General features: G+C 60.1%; 19 protein-coding genes. 7 read left to right on the top strand and 12 right to left on the bottom strand.

Going from position 1 to position 18,794, the window contains the following annotated elements; genetic code table 11:
- Window positions 1-12: 12 nt before the first annotated feature.
- From O7A05_RS29995 to O7A05_RS29960, 8 genes are all read right to left on the bottom strand, one after another.
- The gene (locus O7A05_RS29995) at window positions 13-1,176 is read right to left on the bottom strand and encodes an AAA family ATPase (RefSeq protein ID WP_337096811.1); all 1,164 of its coding nucleotides are present in this window, start codon (window positions 1,174-1,176) and stop codon (window positions 13-15) included.
- The gene (locus O7A05_RS29990; RefSeq protein ID WP_337096809.1) at window positions 1,173-1,808 is read right to left on the bottom strand and encodes a TadE/TadG family type IV pilus assembly protein; all 636 of its coding nucleotides are present in this window, start codon (window positions 1,806-1,808) and stop codon (window positions 1,173-1,175) included. Before O7A05_RS29990 ends, O7A05_RS29995 begins: the two co-directional genes overlap by 4 nt.
- Entirely contained in the window at window positions 1,802-2,299 is a 498-nt protein-coding gene (locus O7A05_RS29985) for a TadE/TadG family type IV pilus assembly protein (protein ID WP_337096807.1), read from the bottom strand. The genes O7A05_RS29990 and O7A05_RS29985 overlap by 7 nt, the downstream gene beginning before the upstream one ends.
- A 4-nt stretch (window positions 2,300-2,303) precedes the next feature.
- Entirely contained in the window at window positions 2,304-3,761 is a 1,458-nt protein-coding gene (locus tag O7A05_RS29980; protein WP_337096805.1) for a TadE/TadG family type IV pilus assembly protein, read from the bottom strand.
- Window positions 3,762-3,822: 61 nt separating this feature from the next.
- Window positions 3,823-4,125, bottom strand: a complete 303-nt coding sequence (locus tag O7A05_RS29975; protein ID WP_337096803.1) for a hypothetical protein — start codon at window positions 4,123-4,125, stop codon at window positions 3,823-3,825.
- Window positions 4,112-5,557 carry a type II and III secretion system protein family protein gene (locus O7A05_RS29970; RefSeq protein ID WP_337096801.1) on the bottom strand — a complete coding sequence of 482 codons (1,446 nt, stop codon included), beginning with the start codon at window positions 5,555-5,557 and terminating at the stop codon, window positions 4,112-4,114. Before O7A05_RS29970 ends, O7A05_RS29975 begins: the two co-directional genes overlap by 14 nt.
- Before the next feature lie 53 nt (window positions 5,558-5,610).
- The gene (cpaB, locus tag O7A05_RS29965) at window positions 5,611-6,627 is read right to left on the bottom strand and encodes a Flp pilus assembly protein CpaB (RefSeq protein ID WP_337096800.1); all 1,017 of its coding nucleotides are present in this window, start codon (window positions 6,625-6,627) and stop codon (window positions 5,611-5,613) included.
- A gap of 79 nt (window positions 6,628-6,706) precedes the next feature.
- Entirely contained in the window at window positions 6,707-6,916 is a 210-nt protein-coding gene (locus O7A05_RS29960; RefSeq protein WP_337096799.1) for a Flp family type IVb pilin, read from the bottom strand.
- 496 nt (window positions 6,917-7,412) lie between these two features.
- On the opposite strand from O7A05_RS29960, the gene O7A05_RS29955 reads away from it, so the two are divergent.
- From O7A05_RS29955 to O7A05_RS29925, 7 genes are all read left to right on the top strand, one after another.
- Complete coding sequence (locus O7A05_RS29955; protein WP_337096797.1) at window positions 7,413-8,798, top strand: CpaF family protein; 1,386 nt, start codon at window positions 7,413-7,415, stop codon at window positions 8,796-8,798.
- Window positions 8,798-9,769, top strand: coding sequence for a type II secretion system F family protein (locus O7A05_RS29950; RefSeq protein WP_337096795.1), 972 nt, complete (start codon window positions 8,798-8,800; stop codon window positions 9,767-9,769). The genes O7A05_RS29955 and O7A05_RS29950 overlap by 1 nt, the downstream gene beginning before the upstream one ends.
- A gap of 8 nt (window positions 9,770-9,777) precedes the next feature.
- Window positions 9,778-10,734: a type II secretion system F family protein gene (locus O7A05_RS29945; protein ID WP_337096793.1), complete on the top strand. Its 957-nt coding sequence runs from the start codon at window positions 9,778-9,780 to the stop codon at window positions 10,732-10,734.
- 52 nt (window positions 10,735-10,786) lie between these two features.
- The gene (locus tag O7A05_RS29940; RefSeq protein WP_337096791.1) at window positions 10,787-11,332 is read left to right on the top strand and encodes a tetratricopeptide repeat protein; all 546 of its coding nucleotides are present in this window, start codon (window positions 10,787-10,789) and stop codon (window positions 11,330-11,332) included.
- A complete protein-coding gene (locus O7A05_RS29935) occupies window positions 11,329-11,874 on the top strand; it encodes a prepilin peptidase (protein ID WP_337096789.1) in 546 nt (181 codons plus the stop codon). The genes O7A05_RS29940 and O7A05_RS29935 overlap by 4 nt, the downstream gene beginning before the upstream one ends.
- Window positions 11,875-11,990: 116 nt before the next feature.
- On the top strand, window positions 11,991-12,995 hold the full coding sequence (locus O7A05_RS29930; protein WP_337096788.1) for a phosphatase PAP2 family protein: 1,005 nt from the start codon (window positions 11,991-11,993) through the stop codon (window positions 12,993-12,995).
- 322 nt (window positions 12,996-13,317) lie between these two features.
- Window positions 13,318-13,983 carry a methyltransferase family protein gene (locus O7A05_RS29925; RefSeq protein ID WP_337096786.1) on the top strand — a complete coding sequence of 222 codons (666 nt, stop codon included), beginning with the start codon at window positions 13,318-13,320 and terminating at the stop codon, window positions 13,981-13,983.
- A 7-nt stretch (window positions 13,984-13,990) separates the two neighbouring features.
- Here O7A05_RS29925 and O7A05_RS29920 read toward each other — a convergent pair whose 3' ends face one another.
- The 4 genes from O7A05_RS29920 to O7A05_RS29905 form a co-directional block, all read right to left on the bottom strand.
- A complete protein-coding gene (locus O7A05_RS29920) occupies window positions 13,991-15,250 on the bottom strand; it encodes an ABC transporter substrate-binding protein (protein ID WP_337096785.1) in 1,260 nt (419 codons plus the stop codon).
- Window positions 15,247-15,945 (bottom strand): lytic transglycosylase domain-containing protein, encoded by a 699-nt coding sequence (locus O7A05_RS29915; protein ID WP_337096784.1) that lies wholly within the window; start codon window positions 15,943-15,945, stop codon window positions 15,247-15,249. The genes O7A05_RS29920 and O7A05_RS29915 overlap by 4 nt, the downstream gene beginning before the upstream one ends.
- Window positions 15,946-16,198: 253 nt before the next feature.
- Window positions 16,199-16,567 (bottom strand): hypothetical protein, encoded by a 369-nt coding sequence (locus tag O7A05_RS29910; protein ID WP_224627496.1) that lies wholly within the window; start codon window positions 16,565-16,567, stop codon window positions 16,199-16,201.
- 72 nt (window positions 16,568-16,639) lie between these two features.
- On the bottom strand, window positions 16,640-18,794 hold a 2,155-nt coding region (locus O7A05_RS29905), incomplete at its 5' end, for a DUF5801 repeats-in-toxin domain-containing protein (protein WP_337096783.1).

Here is an 18,794-nt window from a genome sequence, read left to right as displayed (position 1 = left end):
CCTGGAATTGCTCTAGCGCGGGGCATTGTCCAGCCGCTCCTTGAACATGCGTTTCAGGTCCTTGTTGAAGCGCGCCCGGCCGTCCACCTCGGAAGGCAGGATGGCGCGGTTCAGCGCGTCGGCCAGAAGCGCGTTGTCCAGAGCCAGCGACTTGATATGCGGCTCCTTGAAGATCTTCTCCAGCTCGCTGCGCGAGAAGTGGTTGCCGAACAATTTGCGCTTGTGCTTGTTGGCGACCAGCGTGATGCTGACCTTGTTGCCGCGCAATTCGCGGATCTTCTTGTAGAGCCGCTTACCTTGCCTGAGCGAAGCGACGTTGAGCTCGAAGACGATGAAGATCTCGTCGCTCGTGCGCAGCACCGAATCGTGCCACGGCGTCTCGATATTGGGCAGGTCGATGACGATGTCGTCGAAGCGGTAGGCAACGAGATCGAGCAGCCTAAAGACGAAGTCGGAACCGCGCGGCTCGAACGGCAGTTGCGGCCGCTCGAAGGAATAGAGCGTCAGGCCGGAAGGCCGCGACAATTTGATGACGTCCATCAGCTCGACGTCGAGCCGGTCCGGCTGGCCGATGATGCCGGAGAGGTCGAATTGGTTGAACTGGTTGAGATAGGCGCCGCAATTGGCGCTCTGGAAATCGAGGTCGACGAGGCAGGTCGAGGCCGCCCGCTCGGCCGATTTCGAGGCGAGGTGCTCCGCCGCCGAGATCGCCAGGGTAGTGGCGCCCGCGCCGCCGCTGGCAGCGATGAAGGTGACGATGCGGCTTTTGGTGCCTTGGCTGCCGGTGTCGTGGAAGGTGACGGCGTTGAGCAGTTCCTTGGCGTCGAGCGGCTTGTGCAGCCAGTCGGACGCGTTCATGCGCACCAGAACGCGCGTCTGCTCGGAGGTGAGCTCGTCGGAGATCGCGATCAGCGGCACCGACGCCCAGGCCGCGCGCGCCTCGACGATCGCCGGATTGCCGAGCAGCTCGCCATTGGCGAGATCGAGGATGATGATGCCGGGCCGGCTGTCGACAGGCGGCCCCTTGAGGAACTCCGCCGCATCCGAGACCTTGACGTCATAGATCGCCAGCGCGTCGAGCCGCGTGGTGACGTCGCGCTTGAAATTCGCGTCCGCCGAAAACAGCGCCACCTGCTTGCGCTTGGTTGGGAGTACTCTGGTGTCGATGGCGTTCATGGGAAGGTACTCTTTAAATCTTCACCCGTTACAGTACTCAGCATGGAAGGCATGGTGATGTTGGCAAATCCGAGCAATCCGCCGAGGAAGAAGAATTGGAATTGATGGCCGACGATGCTGACCGTGATGGTCGGAACGGGACCGTTGGGTCGGGTCCAGTAGCCAAGACCCGAAGCTTGATACTGTATCCGGACCTGGGACTTCGTCAGCATCGGCAGGTATGAGTGCATTCCAGCCCGGCCGGCGCTGCCGCTGAAAATAAAGTCAAAAGCGGCCTGACTTGCCGTGAGATCTAGGCATGTAGCGCCCGTTCCGCACGTGCAGGAAGCAGCTCCCGCCGCATTGGCGGTGCAGATGTAATTATAGGTGTTGGCCGGGACAGCGGCGCCGACATCGAGCGAATTGCTGGGTGTCTTTGCCTCGAGGACCAGCCCGGTGGCGACGGGGCTGGAAATCTGCGCCAGCCTTGCTCCGGCCTGCACGGCTTTGTTGGCCGCGTTCCATTGGTAGAAGGCATAGCCGAAGTCGACGAAGCCGAGCAGAAGGGTCAGCAGCAGCGGCATGACTATCGCTGCTTCGACCATCGCGGCACCGGACTCTGTCGCCCAGAACTTGCGGCCCAGCTTCACCATCCGAGGACGCGCTCCTGATGGGCTACGGTCAGGTTGAGTTGACCGAAACCAAGATAGGACCACAGCCCGACGCCAGTGTAAGGGTATGAGGTGCTGACCTCTACGACAACGACGTTGGCGGTGCTGCTAAGATAAAGTTCGGTACCGGTGGCGAGGTCGATTGCTGGAGTGGATAATGCCGGGATGATGGTAACCTGGTTGACGGTCCACCCCGTGACCCTTGCGCTGCCGCCGGTCACTGCTCCCTTCACCGCAAGGTTTTTTGCCAATCCCGAACAAGTGTTCCAATCGCTGCTGCAACGCGCCATATAGCGAGCTGCGTCCCTGACACCGGCGTCGAGTAGCATGCGTGTGTTCAGTATGTTCCCGAACTCAAAGACGCCGGCCGACAACAGCAACACGAAAGGCGTCACAAGAGTCATCTCGACTAAGATGGCGCCATCGTCGTCGCGCTTGAACTGGTGGAGGATTTGTCTGAGCGCGGCCAGCATGGCTCTACCGGTAGAGCTGCGCTTCGTTACGCTGAAGTTTCTTCAGCGTGCCTTGGCCGACCGATGTACTGATGTCCTCGAACTCGGCGTATATATTGGCGTCGGGCGGCCCTCCCGCCGGTTCGGTGACGAACATGCTGGCGAAAGCCTGCACCGGCAACGTCTGGTTGCCGCCTTTGACGTTGTTGTTGACGCAGTCGACAATCGCGACGTAGAGAAGCCGCCTGTCGGCGCCCTGCGTCGTCGTGTTGCACTGTGGCGCAGTCTTCTCCTGGCCGCTCTTCAGCGTTGGATTGTTGACCTCGTAATTGTAGACGCAATAGCGGCTGGGATTTGCGCCGCACGCGGTCAGCACTCCGGAAGTGCTCGCAGTGCCGTGATTGACGCTCCAATAACCGGTGAAATTCCATAGACCGCTGCCAGGCACTCCGGCCTGCGCGCAGCAGCCGGTGTCATGTGGAAGCGCCATGTATTTGCTGGCCTGATTGATATCCGGCACGGCATAGGCGCAACTCTTCTTACCGGCATTGGAGACAGCCATGCCTTTGCGGACATTAGGCGCTGGCGGGTTGACGGTCGGATCGGTCTTGTAGGGCCCGCTGTTGTCGTAAAGATCGAAGCGAGTGTTGATGCCGGCGTCGACGGGCGGAATGTTGCCCGGACGCGTTGTAACCCCGTTTTGACCGTAACAAGCCGGTGGGTTCGTCACGGCGAACATCTCGGTCAGAGTCGCCGTGGACTTGTCACCCTCCGGCGAAGACAGGAACCCGTAATTGCCGGGGAGATATTGGGCGTTGTTTCCGCCGGTCTGCTCCTTGAGCAGGATCATCGGCTTGCTCGTTCCCGAAACGGCCGTCTGAAGCGCGCCGAGGGAGGTGTAGGGATTGCAGATGAACATTGGCGTGAATTGGCAGAGCGCGTTTGTGAATCCCGCCACTGCCTGCGGCCGCATGTCCATCCTGCTTCTGTTGGATAAGCTGACCGGAAAAAGAGTCACGAAAGCGCCGGCCCCGTCGGTTGTCGCACCGGAGGCGTTCACGGTGACTTCCGCGAATTTTACAAGCTTCGGATCCGTGCTGGCCCAGTTCACGCCATTGGAATCTACGCCGGCTGCAGTCAGCGCCGTGCTGTCGCTCGCCGGGATACCCGTAAGGTACTTCACAGTCACGTCGGCCAATGCGATCTGATGATCGCCTAGTGTCGAAAACCGCGTTCTGTTGGCAATAAGATTTGCGACGGCTCGGTTGGCCCGAGTGATTGCGTCCGGATTGCCGTCGAGCTCCGCGGCAGCCGCAAGCGCCAGCGCGTCGACGCCCTTCTGCAGGTCGCTGTGCAGTCCGTTGGCGCGGCTCATGTCGATGGCCAGCAATGCAAAGCCGACCAGAACCGGCAGCATAATGGAAACGAGGATCATCGCTATGCCGCGCTGATCGTTCCAGAATTCACGAATGGTCCTCAACATGATCTTACTCTCTGTTCCATTCGTGCCAGGCGTCCTCGCTCGCCTGACGAACCGCATCCTTCTACTTCGCTGCGCTGGTCTCGCTCGACGGGCCGACATTGACCGTCATGTTGGTTGCCGGCGCCGACCCGCCTGCCGGAAGCTTGTATTTCTGGACGACGCCGACGGACCGCGCGCCGTCGCCTTCGATCTTGGTATTATTCGAAGCCGGGTTGTACGGGTCTACCGTCTGCAGCAGCTGATTTGCTTTCTGCGTGTCGCCCGACGCCAGCGTCATCGTGTCGTAATTGTTCAGATAGTCGGCCGCGCAGCCCGTGAGCAGGCTGGTGCCGAGAAGGACGAGCAAGAGCTTATTTCTTGACATAGACCAGCTTGTCCTTCGATTTCACATCCAGCATGTGGCCGTAGGGGCCGGTGACGCCTTCGCCATGCTCGTACATGCGGATCATGTCCTTGTTGACTTCGAGCTGGCCGAGCAGCATGAGCTCTGGGTCGTTGGCGGGCTTCGTCTTGTCGAAGGGCGTCGCCAGTTGCTCGCCGGGTTTCACCGGCCGCACCAGATGCGGCGTGACGATAACGACCAGCTCCGTTTCTTCCTTCTGTGTGCTCGAATTGTGGAACAGCGCGCCGATGATCGGCACCTGGCCGAGCCAAGGCACCTGGTCCTGCAGCCTGGTGTTCTTGCTGGAGAGCAGACCGCCCACGGCAAAGCTCTGGCCGTCGCGCAGGTCGACGACGGTTGCCAGCTTGCGGTTGGTGAAGATCGGATCGCCGGCGGGAGTGAAGCCAGTTAGGTCGCTCACTTCGGGCGCCAGCTTGATGTGGATCTTGCCGTCGTCGAGCACCACCGGGGTGAAGTTCAGATTGACGCCGAACTGCTTGAACTCGACGACGACCTCGCCATTTTTGTCGACGCTTCGAATCGGGAGTTCGCCACCGGCGTTAAAGCTAGCGGTCTCGCCGGAAACAGTGGTGAGGTTTGGTTCAGCCAAAAGCCGCACGACCCCTTTGGACTCGAGTGCCTGGATAATCAGATCGACTTTGACGTTACTGTCGATGACCCGAGTGATCAGTGCCGCAAACGGGCTTGAATGCGAGAGAAGTCCGCTAATCAGCTCGCCCGCCCCGAGCACGGTCCCGTCCTTGTCGACAGTAGCATCGCCGGTTCCCCAGATAGTTTTGCCACTGCGGTTAGAGCCTTTGAGCGACACGCCGAGATCGCGGCCAGCATTGCGCTTGGCTTCCAGAATGCGCACCGAAAGATTGACCTGCTCGCTGTCGTCGATGGTCACGGCGTTGATGATGGCGTCGGGGCCATATTGCTGCGTGACCTCCACGATCGATGCCAGCGTCGCGGCGTCCTTGACGTGGCCGCTCAGGCGAACCTTGCCGTTGATCGAACCGATCTCGATCCGCGCCTTCGGCGCCACCTGGCGAATGGCTACCGCCATGTCGCTGACATCCTGGCCGACCTCGATCTGGATGGCGCCCAGAGAGCGCTTGTCCTCGGAAAACAGGTTGACCGTGGTGGTGCCGACGCTCTTGCCGATGATATAGAGCGTCTTGTCGGTCATGGGCTGCGCGTCGGCGATCTTTTCGTCGCCGACGACGATGTCACCCAAAGTGGCGTTCACCTGGATGGTGGCGGATTGGGAAACAGGCACGAAGACTCGGTGCAGCGACGGGCTCGACACGTCGATGAAGCGGTCAGCCGCGGCAGCCGGATGCCCAGAGATCGCCGATACGCCCAACACGGATAGCGCGGCCGCCGCTATCCTGACCCAAAACCCCTTCATTCCCCGTCTCCCCGCTTGCTGCCCAAGGGCAGCCTCCGCCGCGCCGACCCTCGTCAGTCTTGTCGCGGCACTTCGTACGATTCCAGCTTGATACCACGGAACACCCCGATCGTCGCCAGCTTCGGCGGTTCCGGCTGAACGTATTTGATCACTTCCTTCGCCGGCTGCGGCGTGGCGGCCGCCGGCTCAGGCTTTACCTTGCTCATCTGGTCGAGTTGACTGCCGACCCGTTCCACCGCCTTGGCGAGGCCGTCAATCCTTTGGTCGGCCTGTTTGCGCGCCGCTTCTTCCGCAGCCTGCCTGTCCAGCTCGGCCTGGCGCTTGGCGACATCCTCAGGCGTTTCGGCGGTTAGATCCGCCAGCGTGACCCTCTCATTCGCCTCACCCTTGCTGCCGGCAGCCTGGCGCAAGGCCAGGGACAATTGGCCGGCGCCCGCGGCCAAGGTGAGCTTCTGCGCATCTTTCGTGCTCACCTCCACGGTCACCGCTTTGACGACAGTCGGATTATCTTTGGTCGCATCGGCGACCTGGTCGACGGCAAGCACCTTGACGCTCTGCAGCAACACATCGACGAAACTCTTGTCGGCGCCGTCGTCGCCACGCACGTTCCGGCTCAGAAGCACGTCGACCCTGTCGCCCGGAAAAACAAATCCCGCGACACCGAGCACGTCATTGACCCTGATGGAAACGGCCTTCATGCCCTCGTCAAGAACGGCCGACAGCGTGGCGCGTTGGCCTGGGCCGGTGATCTTGGTGGCAAGGACGGGTTCGTTGGCGCTGATGGACTGCAGAGCCTGGCGCACACCGTTGCCGGTCATTGCTTCTTTGACCGTTTTGAAGGCGCCAGCCGGCACCGATCCCGCAGGCCACGCAATCTCACGCAGATTGTCGGCGCTCAGCGCGTCGCCGAATTTCAAGGGCACTGCCGCGACCACTACCGAACTGGCCTGCACACCGTTGGATTGAGCTAAGGCATTGCGCTGACCAGCCAGCCAGATGTTAACGAGCACAACCGCAAGCACACCGAATATCCCGGCGAGCACGATCATAATAAGGGTATTGGCACGCATGAAACCCCGCCCCACTAGCTTTAGCAATTTTATTGGGGACCAAGCCCGGCAATTGCCGGGCTTGGTAAGTTCTTTCCGGTCAGCCGGCAGCCGGCATCGTGCAACCAGGCGTCGAAGCGGCCAGCGCGGTGCAGAGCGTGGACCACGCGCCCGTCACGAACGTGCCAACCGCAAGGATGATAGCGATCGCCGCAGCGGTGATGATGCCGATCAGAACCGAATATTCGACCATAGCAGCACCGTTTTCATCGTCGCGGAACTGCCGGGTCATCGTCATGAGCTTCTTCATGTCAATTTCTCCCCTTGGAGGTTTGAACCCGACGAGACAGAGCCAAGGATGAACCCCATACCCAAGCATCCCCCGTCACGTTCAATCCTAGGTCCCGCAAAAAAGCCGAGTCAAATGGATTAACAGCCCCTTAACCTTTCAATACTCGCTCAAGCGCTTTCTGAATTTCCACAACAGCTTGATTCGCCTCGTTTTTCAAGTGATCTTAACCATTCGTTCACAATTCCGCCGCAGCCATACCTTCCCCAGGACACATTAGAAACAATACATATCTCATTATATCTAACGGCTTAGCGACCAATGCCGCATATCTGACGGCAAAGGTCGTAGGACTTTGGTCGGTCAGTGGAATGCACCGAGAAATAAAACGATTTTCCGAATCTTCATCTCTTAACTATGTCGCAAGTAATATACGCCGTGTGGCTTGCAGGCCGCTTGTGCCTCTCGTGGTTAACGCATAGTTTCTATCTGGGGAAATTATAAAGGGGTAAGCGGCATGTTGGGTCGCTTCATCAAAGGGTCGAACGAACAGAAGATGCAGCTGGCGCCGGTCGCCGCCGCTGCACCGAATGGAGCGGCTGCTGCTCCCGTGGCCGAAGCCGAGCCACAGGGCGATGATTTTCTGACCCTTAAAGTCGAGCTGCACCGCCATCTCATCGATCGTTTCAACCTGACGGCGCTGGAAAGCGCGTCCAAGGACGAGATCCTGAATGAGATTCGGCCGATCGTGCGCGAGTTCGTGCGGAGCCGCAACGTTCCCTTGAATGCCCGCGAGCTCGATCAGCTGACCACCGACACCGCCGACGAGATGTTGGGCCTCGGTCCGATCGAACCTTTGCTCAAGGACGATTCGATTGCCGATATCATGATCAATACCCACGAGCGCGTCTTTATAGAACGCCGCGGCACGATCGAGGAAACCTCGATCCGTTTCCGCGACGAGGCACATTTGCTGCGTATCATCAACAAGATCGTTTCGGCCATTGGCCGTCGGGTCGATGAATCGGTCCCGATGGCTGATGCGCGCCTGGCAGACGGCTCACGCGTCAACATTGCCGTGCGGCCGGTTTCTATTGATGGCCCACTGGTGTCGATCCGCAAATTCTCCAAGAACCCTTATTCGCTGGAACGCCTGATGGCGTTCAATTCGATCCGTCAGCCGATGATCGACATGCTGCGGATCGCGGTGCAGGCGCGCAAATCGATCCTGGTTTCAGGCGGCACCGGCAGCGGCAAGACGACGTTGCTCAATGCGCTGTCGAGCTACATCCCGTCGAAGGAGCGCCTGGTCACCATCGAGGATGCCGCGGAACTGCAACTGCAGCAGCCGCATGTTGGCCGGCTGGAAACGCGCCCACCCAATGTCGAGGGCAAAGGCGAGATCCGCCAGCGCGAGCTGGTGAAGAACGCGTTGCGCATGCGGCCCGACCGCATCATCGTCGGCGAAGTGCGCGGCGAGGAAGCCTTCGACATGCTGCAGGCCATGAACACCGGCCATGAAGGCTCGATGACCACCATCCACGCCAACACGCCGCGCGACGCAATCTCGCGCCTGGAGCAGATGGTCGGCATGGCCGGTTTGCCGATGACGCATGACTCGATCCGCGCGCAGATCGCGTCGGCCATCGACATCATCGTGCAGACGCAACGACTGTCCGATGGCGGCAGGCGCGTCGTCTCCATCTCCGAGATCACCGGCATGGAAGGCAATGTCGTCCAACTGCAGGAAATCTATCACTTTGTCAGGCGCGATGTCGCCGCCGATGGCACGATAGTCGGCGATTTCCGGGCCACCGGCGTTCGCCCGCGTTTCGCCAGTGAGGCCGCGACACTCGGTCTGCATTTTGCAAAGGATGCCTTTAATCCCCAGGTACCATTATAATGCTGACGGGGCAGGCGCTACTCTATTTCATCTATGTGCTTGCGGCAGCTTCCGTCGTTCTTGCCGGTGAGGCGTTGTATCTTTCGCTTACGCGCAGGCGTTCGCACCTGCTCACGGTCAACCACCGGCTTCGTCGTCTCGCCGACGATGCGCCGGCGGAACAGACGCTGCAGAGCCTACTGCGCGAACGCGGTCTGACCGATTCCGGGGACTTCGTCTCCGGCTTTGTCTGGTTGAACCGGCTCTATACCCGGTCCGGCATCACCGGAAACCCGGTAACCTTCGCGACGTCTTTCCTTCTCGCCGGCCTAGCGCTAGCGTTGATTTCTTGGCTCCTCCTACGCTTCTCTGCATCGGTGGCGATCCTTGTTTTCCTCGCGGTTAGCTTTGTGCTACCGCTTCTCATCTTACGCCGGGCCTGCAACAAACGGATTCTGAAGTTCGCGGGGCAATTGCCCGACGCACTCGACATGATCGTCCGTTCTCTCCGCGCCGGTCATCCCGCCACGGTGGCGCTCGGGCTTGTCGCTCGTGAAATGCCTGATCCACTCGGCACGGAATTCGGCATCGTCGCCGACGAGATCACCTTCGGACTCAGTATGGAGCAGGCGGTGCGGAAACTGTCGGAGCGGGTCGGCTTCGAAGGCCTGCACCTTCTGTCGGTGTCTCTGTCGATCCAGGCCAAGACTGGCGGCAACCTCACCGAGATCCTGGCGAACCTGTCATCCGTGTTGCGCGAAAGGCAGAAGCTCAAATTGAAGATCAGGGCGCTATCGGCTGAGGGCCGGGTGTCGGCGTGGATCATCTCGCTGTTTCCGGTTGTCATGTTTCTGATCCTGATGCTCGTGGCGCCGTCCTACTACGGTCAGATCTGGGGCAATCCATTGATCTTCCCGGCGTTCCTGTCGTTCGGTACATGGGCGCTGCTTGGCGTCTACATCATGTACCGCATGGTCACTTTCGATTTCTAGGAGCGACCATGAGCCTGCTTTCCAGCCTCAATGACCTGACCTTCCTCGTCTCTCTGGCGGTTTTCGTCGCGGCGACAGCCCTGTTCCTCTTCGCCGCGCTGATGTTCCTCCCCGCGCTACAGACGCGCCGGCTGGTGACGGACAGTCTCGTCGGCGACAGGCCTTTGGATCGTCGATCGATCCTGGCACAGGATCAACTTACCAAGACCGCGGCGCAAAGGCCGGTGGAAGCGTATTTCAAATCGATGGAGAAGGAGCGCAACGAGCCTGACGCTCTCGAGGCTAAGCTCTTTCGCGCAGGTTTCCATAGCGCAAGTGCGCCTCTCATCTACACGCTGTGCCGGCTGGGGTGTGTCGCCATAGGCTTTCTGCTTATGTACGCATTGCTGTCGAAAATATTGCCAGCGAGAGTCCCCGGGTTCTTCGCCTTTACAGGCGCTGGCCTGATCGGCCTCGGCTGTATCGTTATCCCGAGCATCATGCTTGATCGGTTTGAGAGCAAGCAGAAACAGATCTATCGCCGCGCCTTTCCGGATTTCATGGACATGATGATAACCTGTGCCGATGCCGGCATGAGTCTGGAGGCGGCCGTCGAACGTGTGAGCCAAGAGCTGGCTGGCACCCACAAATGGCTGGGTATTCAGCTCACCATTATGAACCTGCAATTGCGGGCGGGTAAACCGTTGCGCGAGGCGTTGCGTGAGCTAGCCGATCGTGTCGGACTGGATGAAGCGAAGGCTTTGGCGGTTCTGTTCCGGCAATCTGAAGAGCTCGGAACCAGTCTCACCGCCGCCTTACGCGTCTACAGCGCGGAAATGCGCGATCAGCGCATTCTGCTAGCGGAGGAGCGCGCCAATGCACTGCCGGTCAAAATGACGATACCCCTTGGCCTCTGCATTTTCCCGGTGGTGCTGATGATCATCATGCTGCCGCTGATCATCCGCATGAAGGGCGTTTTCTTCTAGTCCGTCATATGATTAGGTTCTAAAACAGAGTCGGGGACTCGTGGGACACACAATGACAAAGCGCCTCGCTGTCGCGACCAGCCTGCTGCTGATCTTCCTGGCCGGATGCCAGACGCACGACACCACCGGCGGGGTGGTCCGCACCAACGAGCCGGCCAAAGGCGACTACACGGCCTTCGGCGATACCTTCGACGGGCTGAAGACGATAAGCGACGTTGACTACTACGCCTCGGACCAGGCGATCACCGAAGCGAAGACGCAGTTCCGTTCCGAAAATTACGGCAATGCCGGCGCCTTGTTCTACAAGGCCACTCGACTCGCTCCGAACGACGGCGTCGCCTGGCTGGGCCTCGCCGCTTCCTGCGACCGCATCCGTCGCTTCGATCTTGCCGATATGGCCTATGGCCGGGCCTACCGACTGCTTGGCGCGACGCCGGAATATTACAACAACCTCGGCTACTCCTACCTGCTACGCGGCAAGCTGCAGGAGGCGCGCAGCAACTTTCTGAAAGCCTATGAGCTGGCGCCAAACGATCCGACCGTGGCCAACAATCTGAAGCTGCTGTCGTCCAGCGTGCGGAACATCGAGCGCTCATGAGTCTCCTGCTCGCCGCCTCGCTTGTGTTCAAGGCAGTGGCAATCCTGCTGCTCGGGCGTATTGCCTGGACCGACTTTTCCACGCAGCGGATAACCAACCGTGATGTCATGTTGTTGCTTTGCCTTGGCCTCGGAGCCTTGCAATTCCAATCGTTGCAGGCCCACTCGTGGTTGGAAATGGGCCTAAGCACATTTGCGGGAGCCATGCTGTTCCTCGCCCTTTTTCCGTTCTGGCTCTTGCGGAAGATTGGTGCAGGCGACGTCAAGCTGATGAGCGTCACACCGTTCCTGATTGGCGGAAGCAATCTCTTGGTCTTCTCGGTATTGCTGTTGGTTTTTGCGGTGGCCACGGCGGCCTTGGTCAAAAATCCATTCCTGCTGCCAGCTGGAATGTTCCGCCATTACGTCCAGCATATGGATCGAAATGGTGTCGTGCCGTTTGGCGTGCCGATATCTGCCGCTGCCATCTGCGCGATGGCTCTGCAAATCTATCACGCCATTATCGTGGCAACCAGTTCCGGGATATTGGAACAGCTCAACTGACCGGGGTAGAAACCCGCTCCCCACTGTCAAAGAAATGATCCAAAGGCAAAGTGGTAAAGCTGTTGTCAGCCTCGAAAGCCAAACGCGTCGACCGGCGGAGAGGTGGGACGAATAACATGCTCAGAAGCGAGTTCAGGCTGGCCGCAGTCATTGCGGTTGTCACACTCGGTTTTCTTGCCGCGGACCTTTTCTATTCTCAAAATTCCAACGTCACTCTCGATCTGCGCAGTTGGTTAGATCTTGCCAAAGTTTTGATGGTGCTCGCAGCAATCTTCGCCGCCATGCGGCTTGTGGAATGGCGAATCGAACACGACACGTCACGGATGGGACGATTGATCACGAGCAGCGCCATCGCCGTTCGTTTGCTGTCTGCAAATGTTTTTCTGTTTGTACCTCTCAGTTTCGCATCGGTCTGGTTCATGTATCTGGCTTCGGCGACCGACAGACCGCTAATGGACCAGACTTTGGCAGCGATAGACGCCGTGATCGGTTTCGACTGGCGAGCCTTTCTCGATCTCGCGAATAGGCAGCCTCTCGTCGCCAACACGCTCGTTTTCGCCTATCACGCGCTTGGCCGGCAGCTTCCGCTACTGTTCATTTTGTTGGCATTCGCAAAGCGTCCCCGCCTCACAGAGTTTATTGCCTTCCTGGCAGTTTCCTCGGCGTTGACCGGCACCTTAATGTCGCTCGTTCCGGCGGCTGGGGCTTATGCTTACTTCCATCCGGAGCCAAATGTTTTCGGCAATTTCACCGCACGGGCGGGTATGTGGCACTTCACCGAACTGATGAAGCTCCGTTCGGGCGAGCCGTTTGATCTCCTAGTTACGAGGGCTGAAGGTCTCGTTACCTTCCCCTCCTATCATACGGCGCTAGGCATCATGGTAGTCTACGCGCTTCGTGGCTATCGCTGGCTATTCTGGCCTGTAGCGTGCCTGAACGCCGTGATGATCGTCAGCACACTTCCAGAAGGCGGACACCATCTGATCGATGTAATTGTCGGCGTGGTGGTGGCCGCGGTCTCCATCCTCGCCGTGAGATTTGTCGCTGGATATGGCCCGGTCACTGTCGGTATGCTGCCTGCGCCATACGCCGCTCGTTCTAAAACCCAGACGTCAAGCTAGCCTAGCATCCAGTTCTGTTTCGCACCTTGGAGGCGTCCGCTAGGAGTGGGAGTTTCGCCATCCGACAGCGTTTATCGGCAACGTCAACCAAAAGGCAAACATGGCGCTATGTGGGTTGAGCGCCAGTATCGCGATCACCGAGGAGGTTGCCATGATTGCCGCCACGGTACGAAGCACAACAAGACTGTTTGGCATACACAAAGGTTAGATTGAACAGATTAACCGCGCGTATATGCAGCTAGCCGTTAACTCTTTCGAAACCATTTTCTTGTGCGGACGATGAAGAACTGATTGAATTGCCGCCGGGAGAGGGGCCAAAGACATGTTCACAGAGGATTTCTTAGGGCGTATGTCGATCGTCATTGTCATGGCGGTGCTTGCGACGTTTAGCGCAATTCCCCTGGTTCTCTATTTCCAGAACGGTTCCTATCCGATGACGCTGGCGGTCGTCACCCAGCTGAGCTCAACCATATTTCTCTTGCTTCAGCTCTTCATGACGATTAGTCGGCTTCCCGCACAAGGAACCGCCAAGGGGATAGCGCCGAGGGTCACCTCGGTGGCCGGGACCTTTTTAATTCTGGTGGCAATGATGCTGACCCGCCCTGTCGAAAACGCGTCTGTCCAGTTGTTGGCGCTTTGTGCCATCCTTGTTGGAACTTCCTGTTCAATTTTCTGTATTTATTGGCTTGGTAGGTCCTTTTCACTCATGGCAACTGCAAGGCGTCTTGTAACGTCAGGGCCTTACTCCGTTGTCCGGCATCCGCTTTACATATGTGAGGCTGTCTTCGTTTCGGGAATGATAATTTCCCACTTCTCTATGCTGATGGTGGCGCTGGGCGTCGTTCAATGTATTTTCCAGTATCGGCGCGCCAGAAACGAAGAAGCGATATTGAGGCAAGTTTTTCCGGAATATGATGAATATGCCCGGCGGGTGCCGATGTTGGTGCCGCGGTTCCTCCGCTCGCCAGAAGCGTCTACTCAACAGTAGCAAATTTCTAAAACCCCGAAGTCGACTTCTCCACCAGCTTAAGCTGGCCCTTTTCCACCCTGAAGAAGGGCATCGACCTTTGGCTCGAGCCGTCGCTGCGGAAGCGGAACAGGCCGGTCGAGCCGCGGAAGCCAGTCGTGTTCTCCAGCACCTGCTTGTTGAAGCCGTCGGGGCCGGCCGAACTCGCTATGCCCGCGCTCAGCGCCACCATGTCGTAGACGTAGGCGACGTTGACGTCGGGCTGGTACTTGTAGGTCGCCTTGAAGCGGTCGGCGATCGGCCCGGTCTCGCTCTCGTCGAGCGTGGCGATGTAGGCGCCCTCGTAGAGCGGATCCATCGGGCGCTCGAGCCAGCGGTCGGTGCCGATCAGCGTCACGGCCTTGCCGGGAATCCCTTTCGCTTTGAGAGCCGCCAGCACCGCCGTCGGGCTGCCGCCGCCGCTGGCGACGATCACGGCGTCGGGCGCCTCGACCAGCGATCCCATATCCGACACCACCTTGGCGCCGCCGTCGGTCGGCGAATAGGGCAGCGTCACCGCAGGCGTGGCGCCATAGATGCTGAGCGCGTTGGCCACGCGAGATTCAATGGGGCTCGAGTCCGCGCCCGCCGGCACCAGCAGCACGAATTTCCTGGCGCCCTTGCCGGCGATTGCCGCGGCGCCCGCCGCTGCGCTGTCGGCTTCGCTGAGCCGCACGGAATAGACGCCGGGGCCGCCGGCGAAATTGTCGGCCAGCGCCAGCACCGGCGGTCGCTTGGAGCCCGAGAGCTTGGCAAGGTGCTGCGCGGCCGCAAGCTCGGACGGCCCGATAACCGCCTTCGCCGTGCCCGAGGTGATCGCTTTCACCGCAAGGTCCTTCGCGTAACCGCTGTCGCCGCGCGTATCCTCGATCGTCAGCGTCAGAAGCTTGGCGCCGAGATCGGCCATCGCCAAGCGCGCGCCGTCATACATTTTCCGGCCGTTCTCGCCGGTGCTTCCGGGCGCCGAAAGCGGCAGCAGCATGGCCACCTTGGTCGGCCCCGAGCCGAGCGTCAGCTGGGCCTTGGCGGCGGCAGCCGAAGTCGGGCCGGCCGACGTCGCGCTGGCCAGGGTCTGACCGCTTGCCTGCTGGGCGGGCGCCGCGGCGGCGCCCGTCTGGCCGGCGGGTGCCGCGATCGCCGACGGATCGAGCACGTCCGACGCGCCGCTCTTGGACTGGCATCCGCACAGCGTCGCGACCAGCGCCAGAACAATGGCCCGTAAACGCGGTTCGTGTCGCTCACATTTCATGCCGCTTCCACCATGTGCCGCCAGCTATTATCCCGGTCTATCTTAAATTTGACCTTAACGTCTTGCTCGCCGCCGTACCGCATCTTTTCCCGCGCCGCGGCTTCGCCATCGAAGAGCCGCGCCCTCAGCGCCTGTACCACCCTTGCTTGCGCCGGGCTGAGGTACTCGGCGCATTTCATGCAGCGCGGCCCGGGCACGAACGAACGGCGCACGCAGACGCGTTTCTGCTGGCCGGTGACGGCGCCGTCCAGGGAAGCGGACAAGCCGATCGTCGCCACCGGCAGCGGCCCGGTCACGTCGAGGCCTTCCCGTGCCAGGATCGCGCGTGCGCGCTGGCAGTAGTTGACCAAGCGGACCGAGAAGCGGGTTCCCCCGTGCCCAGCCCGGTATTTCATGACGGTGGTGCAAAGATCGCCCGCGGCGAGCCTGTTTGCCTGTGCAAGATATCTGACGCCAAAAGCAATGTGGGTGGCCGGCTCGCCGAGCTCTTCGAGCGAACCGCGAAAGCGGAGCATTCGCGCCGTTGCCGGCATGACCTGCATCAGGCCGACCTCGCCGTCGGCGCGCCGCGCACGCCGGGATCGAAGCCGCTTTCGATCTCCAAGCACCGGCTCGAGGCCGTAGAGCGATGCCTGGCAGGTGGCGAATGCCTTGAATGTCGCGCGGATCCGCTCGGGCGCCGCGTCGCAGCGCACGGGCAGCGACCGTTGCGGCCGCGGTCGTTCCAGCCAGTTGGCGTGGATAGGTGTTTGCCCAGGCCAAGCAGGGCGACCGCTAGAGCAACTCCAGGAAAAGTGCGTAGCGGTTTTCCGTTCGGAATTGCGTCAAAACAAAGAGACAGACCGGTTTGCCGTTTCCGTGAAACGGCGAAACAGTCGAAGGCGATCGCCTTCGCTGGCTTTCCGTTGGCCACCATCGCAGCCAGCTGGTGCTCGATGGGCCGTCAGCTCAGTGCATGTACTCGACCATGCGGTCGTGGAAGCACTCGCATTTGTTGAGCGTGTCTTCGTCCTTGTAGTTCGTCTTGAGGTAGCCATAGGCCATGCCGCAGGCGACCTTGGCTTCCGAGGCCCAGACGAAGGCGGGACGCGACGAGTTGATCCATTCAGGGCTGTTGGCGACGGCGACCGATTCGTCCATCAGCTTCACCACATGGTCTTTGAGCTCGACCATGTTGTCGGTCAGCACCAGGTCCGAGGTGCCGACGGCGCGGCAATAATTCACCGCCGGCTCGCCGATGATGTCGGCGGCAAAGCCCGTCGACCCGGCCACGAGCAGCGCCGCGGCCGAAGCCAGCAATCTTACGGAATGTTTCATGTAAGCCCCTCTTCGAATTGCGAATTCATGCTTTGCTGATGTTTAGCACGGAAGCGTGGTGGCGCATAAGTGCTAAATGGTGGCCGTGTGCTGCGCATGAGTGTTGTCGTCGTAAAGGATCGTGATCGTTCCGGCGGCAGGTGTGTTCGTCAATTGCGCCACGTTGACGAAATTGTTGCCGGAACCACTGGTGTCGACGCTCAGGTTACCGGTGCCGCTGTCATAGTGCACATAGTTGTTGATGTTGCCGGCCGGCGCGGTGTCGAACAGCGACGTCAAGTCGATCTTGTCGCCCTCCGCGCCGTTGTAGTCGGTAATGAGATCCTTGATGTTCAGTTCCAGGTGATCGAGCTTGAATGTGTCGGCTCCTGTGCCGCCCGTCAACGTGTCCTGGCCGAGGCCGCCAATCAGGGTATCGTTGCCGCCGCCGCCATTCAGCGTGTCGTTACCGACGCCCCCCGCGAGATAGTTGTCGCCGGCATTCCCGAAGAGATAGTCGTTTCCGGAGCCGCCGATCAGCCCTTCGATGCCGGTAAGCGTATCGCCAGTGGCGTCGCCGCCGCCGATCGTCCCGGCGGCAGGATTGATGAACGTCACTGACGCGCCCGATGCATGACCGTCGTCGGAAAGGTGGATCGAGATCGCAGCGATGCTGCCGGTATAGTCGACTATGTCGGTGCCGCCTCCGCCGGAGATCGTGTCGGCGTGGGTGCTGCCGGCAAGCACGTCGTTGCCTGCCGTTCCGGTCAGCGTGTAGTTGCCGGACCCGTCAGCCGCCACAACATGGACGGCGACCGACTGTGTACCTGTCGTGTCGCCGTCTTTGTCGGTCGCCGACACTGTGAACGCCAGGTTCTGATCTTGGGGTAGGACGTTGTGTGTCAATGAAATGTTGGAGAACTGGGCGCCTTGCCCGGAAATGTTGACTGCGCTGACCTGCAACTGGTTGAAGCTGATCGACGGATCGATCACGAATGTGCCGGTCGATGTGATCGAGATATCACCGGACACCGACGTGTTGGTGAGAGTGTTCGTCGCAACCCAGTGATAGGTTCCGCCCGCGCCGTTCAGCGAATTAACGACCAAACTAACCGAGTCGTTCAACTCGGCGTTGGTGTTGGGCGTGTTGTCGACGCCGATCCCAGTCCCCGGTGTGTGGAACTCCATAGTGAAGGATTCATTGCCACCGACGAAGGTGTTCGCGACGCCAAATCCGTTATTGTTGGAGTTGATGCCATCGGGGCTTGAAAATTCGATATGGCCGTCACTGGTTTCGCGCCAATTCGGTCCGCCCGCGGGCAGGTTCTGCAGCGAATAGGTGACTGTAGTACCAGCATCGGGCTTGATAAGGTCGAACTCGTAAGTCCCATCGATCCTCACGGCGAGGTCGAACACTTCCGTCGACCCCGACATCGCGTGGAGAACCGTTGTGCCGTCCGCGGCGATCGTGGTGTTGTACGTGATGCCGGCAATCGCAGGCCCTACGATGTTGAAGTGATCGATGCCGTCCGCTCCCGGTACCAGCGAGAAGAAGCCCGCTACCGATCCAACCTCGTTCGGGATGGTGCCCGACGTGAAGGAGCCCAGCGACGGACCGTCGTCATGGAAGGTGGCCTTGGAGCCGAGATCGAGCGACTGGGAAGCCTTGTCGCCGTCCCCATCCGTCACCGTTGCCGTCAGCGTCACCAGGCCTGAGGTCAGGCTGATGCCTTCGGACGTGTCCGTTGGATTGTCCGCGGTGTTCTCGTGTACGGCGCGGAACTCCGTTAGCGTCGTCTGGCCGCTTGTGGTGTTCACCGCGAGTGTGAACACCAGATAGGCTGCATCGCCGCTGTGGCCGGTCACGTAACCCGAAACTGTGCCGCCGCTTTGCGTCAGCACCACTGCCTGGCCGGTCGCCGAGTCGATCAGGTTCGAAGTCACACCCTGCGAGGAGACGCTTACACCGTAGCTGGTGGTGGCGCCGTCGGCACCCTGTACCACAGTGAACATTCCCGCAAAGGCGGCCGTAGCTGCCGTCAGCGCTGCGTTCGGCGTTGAGCCATTCGGCAAGTAGCTTTCATCGACGTTCAGCGTCGGCGCAGCCGTGCCGCTCAGCGCGATCGAGGGGCCGTCGTCCTTGATGCTCAGCGCGTTGCCGATGTTGAGCGACTGCGAGGCCTTGTCGCCGTCGCCGTCGGTCACCGTCGCCGTCAGCTGGATCAGGTTGGCCGTCAGGCTGGTGGCG

It is taken from the genome of Mesorhizobium argentiipisi (SeqCode), assembly GCF_037179585.1.
GTDB lineage: Bacteria > Pseudomonadota > Alphaproteobacteria > Rhizobiales > Rhizobiaceae > Mesorhizobium > Mesorhizobium argentiipisi.
Note: the sequence above shows the minus strand (reverse complement) of the source record. Positions and strands in the feature narration are given on the sequence as shown.

What these genes read in the sequence shown, in the direction of transcription:
- O7A05_RS29995 (WP_337096811.1), bottom strand. Translation starts at nt 1,176, where the DNA reads ATGAACGCCATCGACACCAGAGTACTCCCAACCAAGCGCAAGCAGGTG.
- O7A05_RS29990 (WP_337096809.1), bottom strand. Translation starts at nt 1,808, where the DNA reads ATGGTGAAGCTGGGCCGCAAGTTCTGGGCGACAGAGTCCGGTGCCGCG.
- O7A05_RS29985 (WP_337096807.1), bottom strand. Translation starts at nt 2,299, where the DNA reads ATGCTGGCCGCGCTCAGACAAATCCTCCACCAGTTCAAGCGCGACGAC.
- O7A05_RS29980 (WP_337096805.1), bottom strand. Translation starts at nt 3,761, where the DNA reads ATGTTGAGGACCATTCGTGAATTCTGGAACGATCAGCGCGGCATAGCG.
- O7A05_RS29975 (WP_337096803.1), bottom strand. Translation starts at nt 4,125, where the DNA reads ATGTCAAGAAATAAGCTCTTGCTCGTCCTTCTCGGCACCAGCCTGCTC.
- O7A05_RS29970 (WP_337096801.1), bottom strand. Translation starts at nt 5,557, where the DNA reads ATGAAGGGGTTTTGGGTCAGGATAGCGGCGGCCGCGCTATCCGTGTTG.
- cpaB (WP_337096800.1), bottom strand. Translation starts at nt 6,627, where the DNA reads ATGCGTGCCAATACCCTTATTATGATCGTGCTCGCCGGGATATTCGGT.
- O7A05_RS29960 (WP_337096799.1), bottom strand. Translation starts at nt 6,916, where the DNA reads ATGAAGAAGCTCATGACGATGACCCGGCAGTTCCGCGACGATGAAAAC.
- O7A05_RS29955 (WP_337096797.1), top strand. Translation starts at nt 7,413, where the DNA reads ATGTTGGGTCGCTTCATCAAAGGGTCGAACGAACAGAAGATGCAGCTG.
- O7A05_RS29950 (WP_337096795.1), top strand. Translation starts at nt 8,798, where the DNA reads ATGCTGACGGGGCAGGCGCTACTCTATTTCATCTATGTGCTTGCGGCA.
- O7A05_RS29945 (WP_337096793.1), top strand. Translation starts at nt 9,778, where the DNA reads ATGAGCCTGCTTTCCAGCCTCAATGACCTGACCTTCCTCGTCTCTCTG.
- O7A05_RS29940 (WP_337096791.1), top strand. Translation starts at nt 10,787, where the DNA reads ATGACAAAGCGCCTCGCTGTCGCGACCAGCCTGCTGCTGATCTTCCTG.
- O7A05_RS29935 (WP_337096789.1), top strand. Translation starts at nt 11,329, where the DNA reads ATGAGTCTCCTGCTCGCCGCCTCGCTTGTGTTCAAGGCAGTGGCAATC.
- O7A05_RS29930 (WP_337096788.1), top strand. Translation starts at nt 11,991, where the DNA reads ATGCTCAGAAGCGAGTTCAGGCTGGCCGCAGTCATTGCGGTTGTCACA.
- O7A05_RS29925 (WP_337096786.1), top strand. Translation starts at nt 13,318, where the DNA reads ATGTTCACAGAGGATTTCTTAGGGCGTATGTCGATCGTCATTGTCATG.
- O7A05_RS29920 (WP_337096785.1), bottom strand. Translation starts at nt 15,250, where the DNA reads ATGAAATGTGAGCGACACGAACCGCGTTTACGGGCCATTGTTCTGGCG.
- O7A05_RS29910 (WP_224627496.1), bottom strand. Translation starts at nt 16,567, where the DNA reads ATGAAACATTCCGTAAGATTGCTGGCTTCGGCCGCGGCGCTGCTCGTG.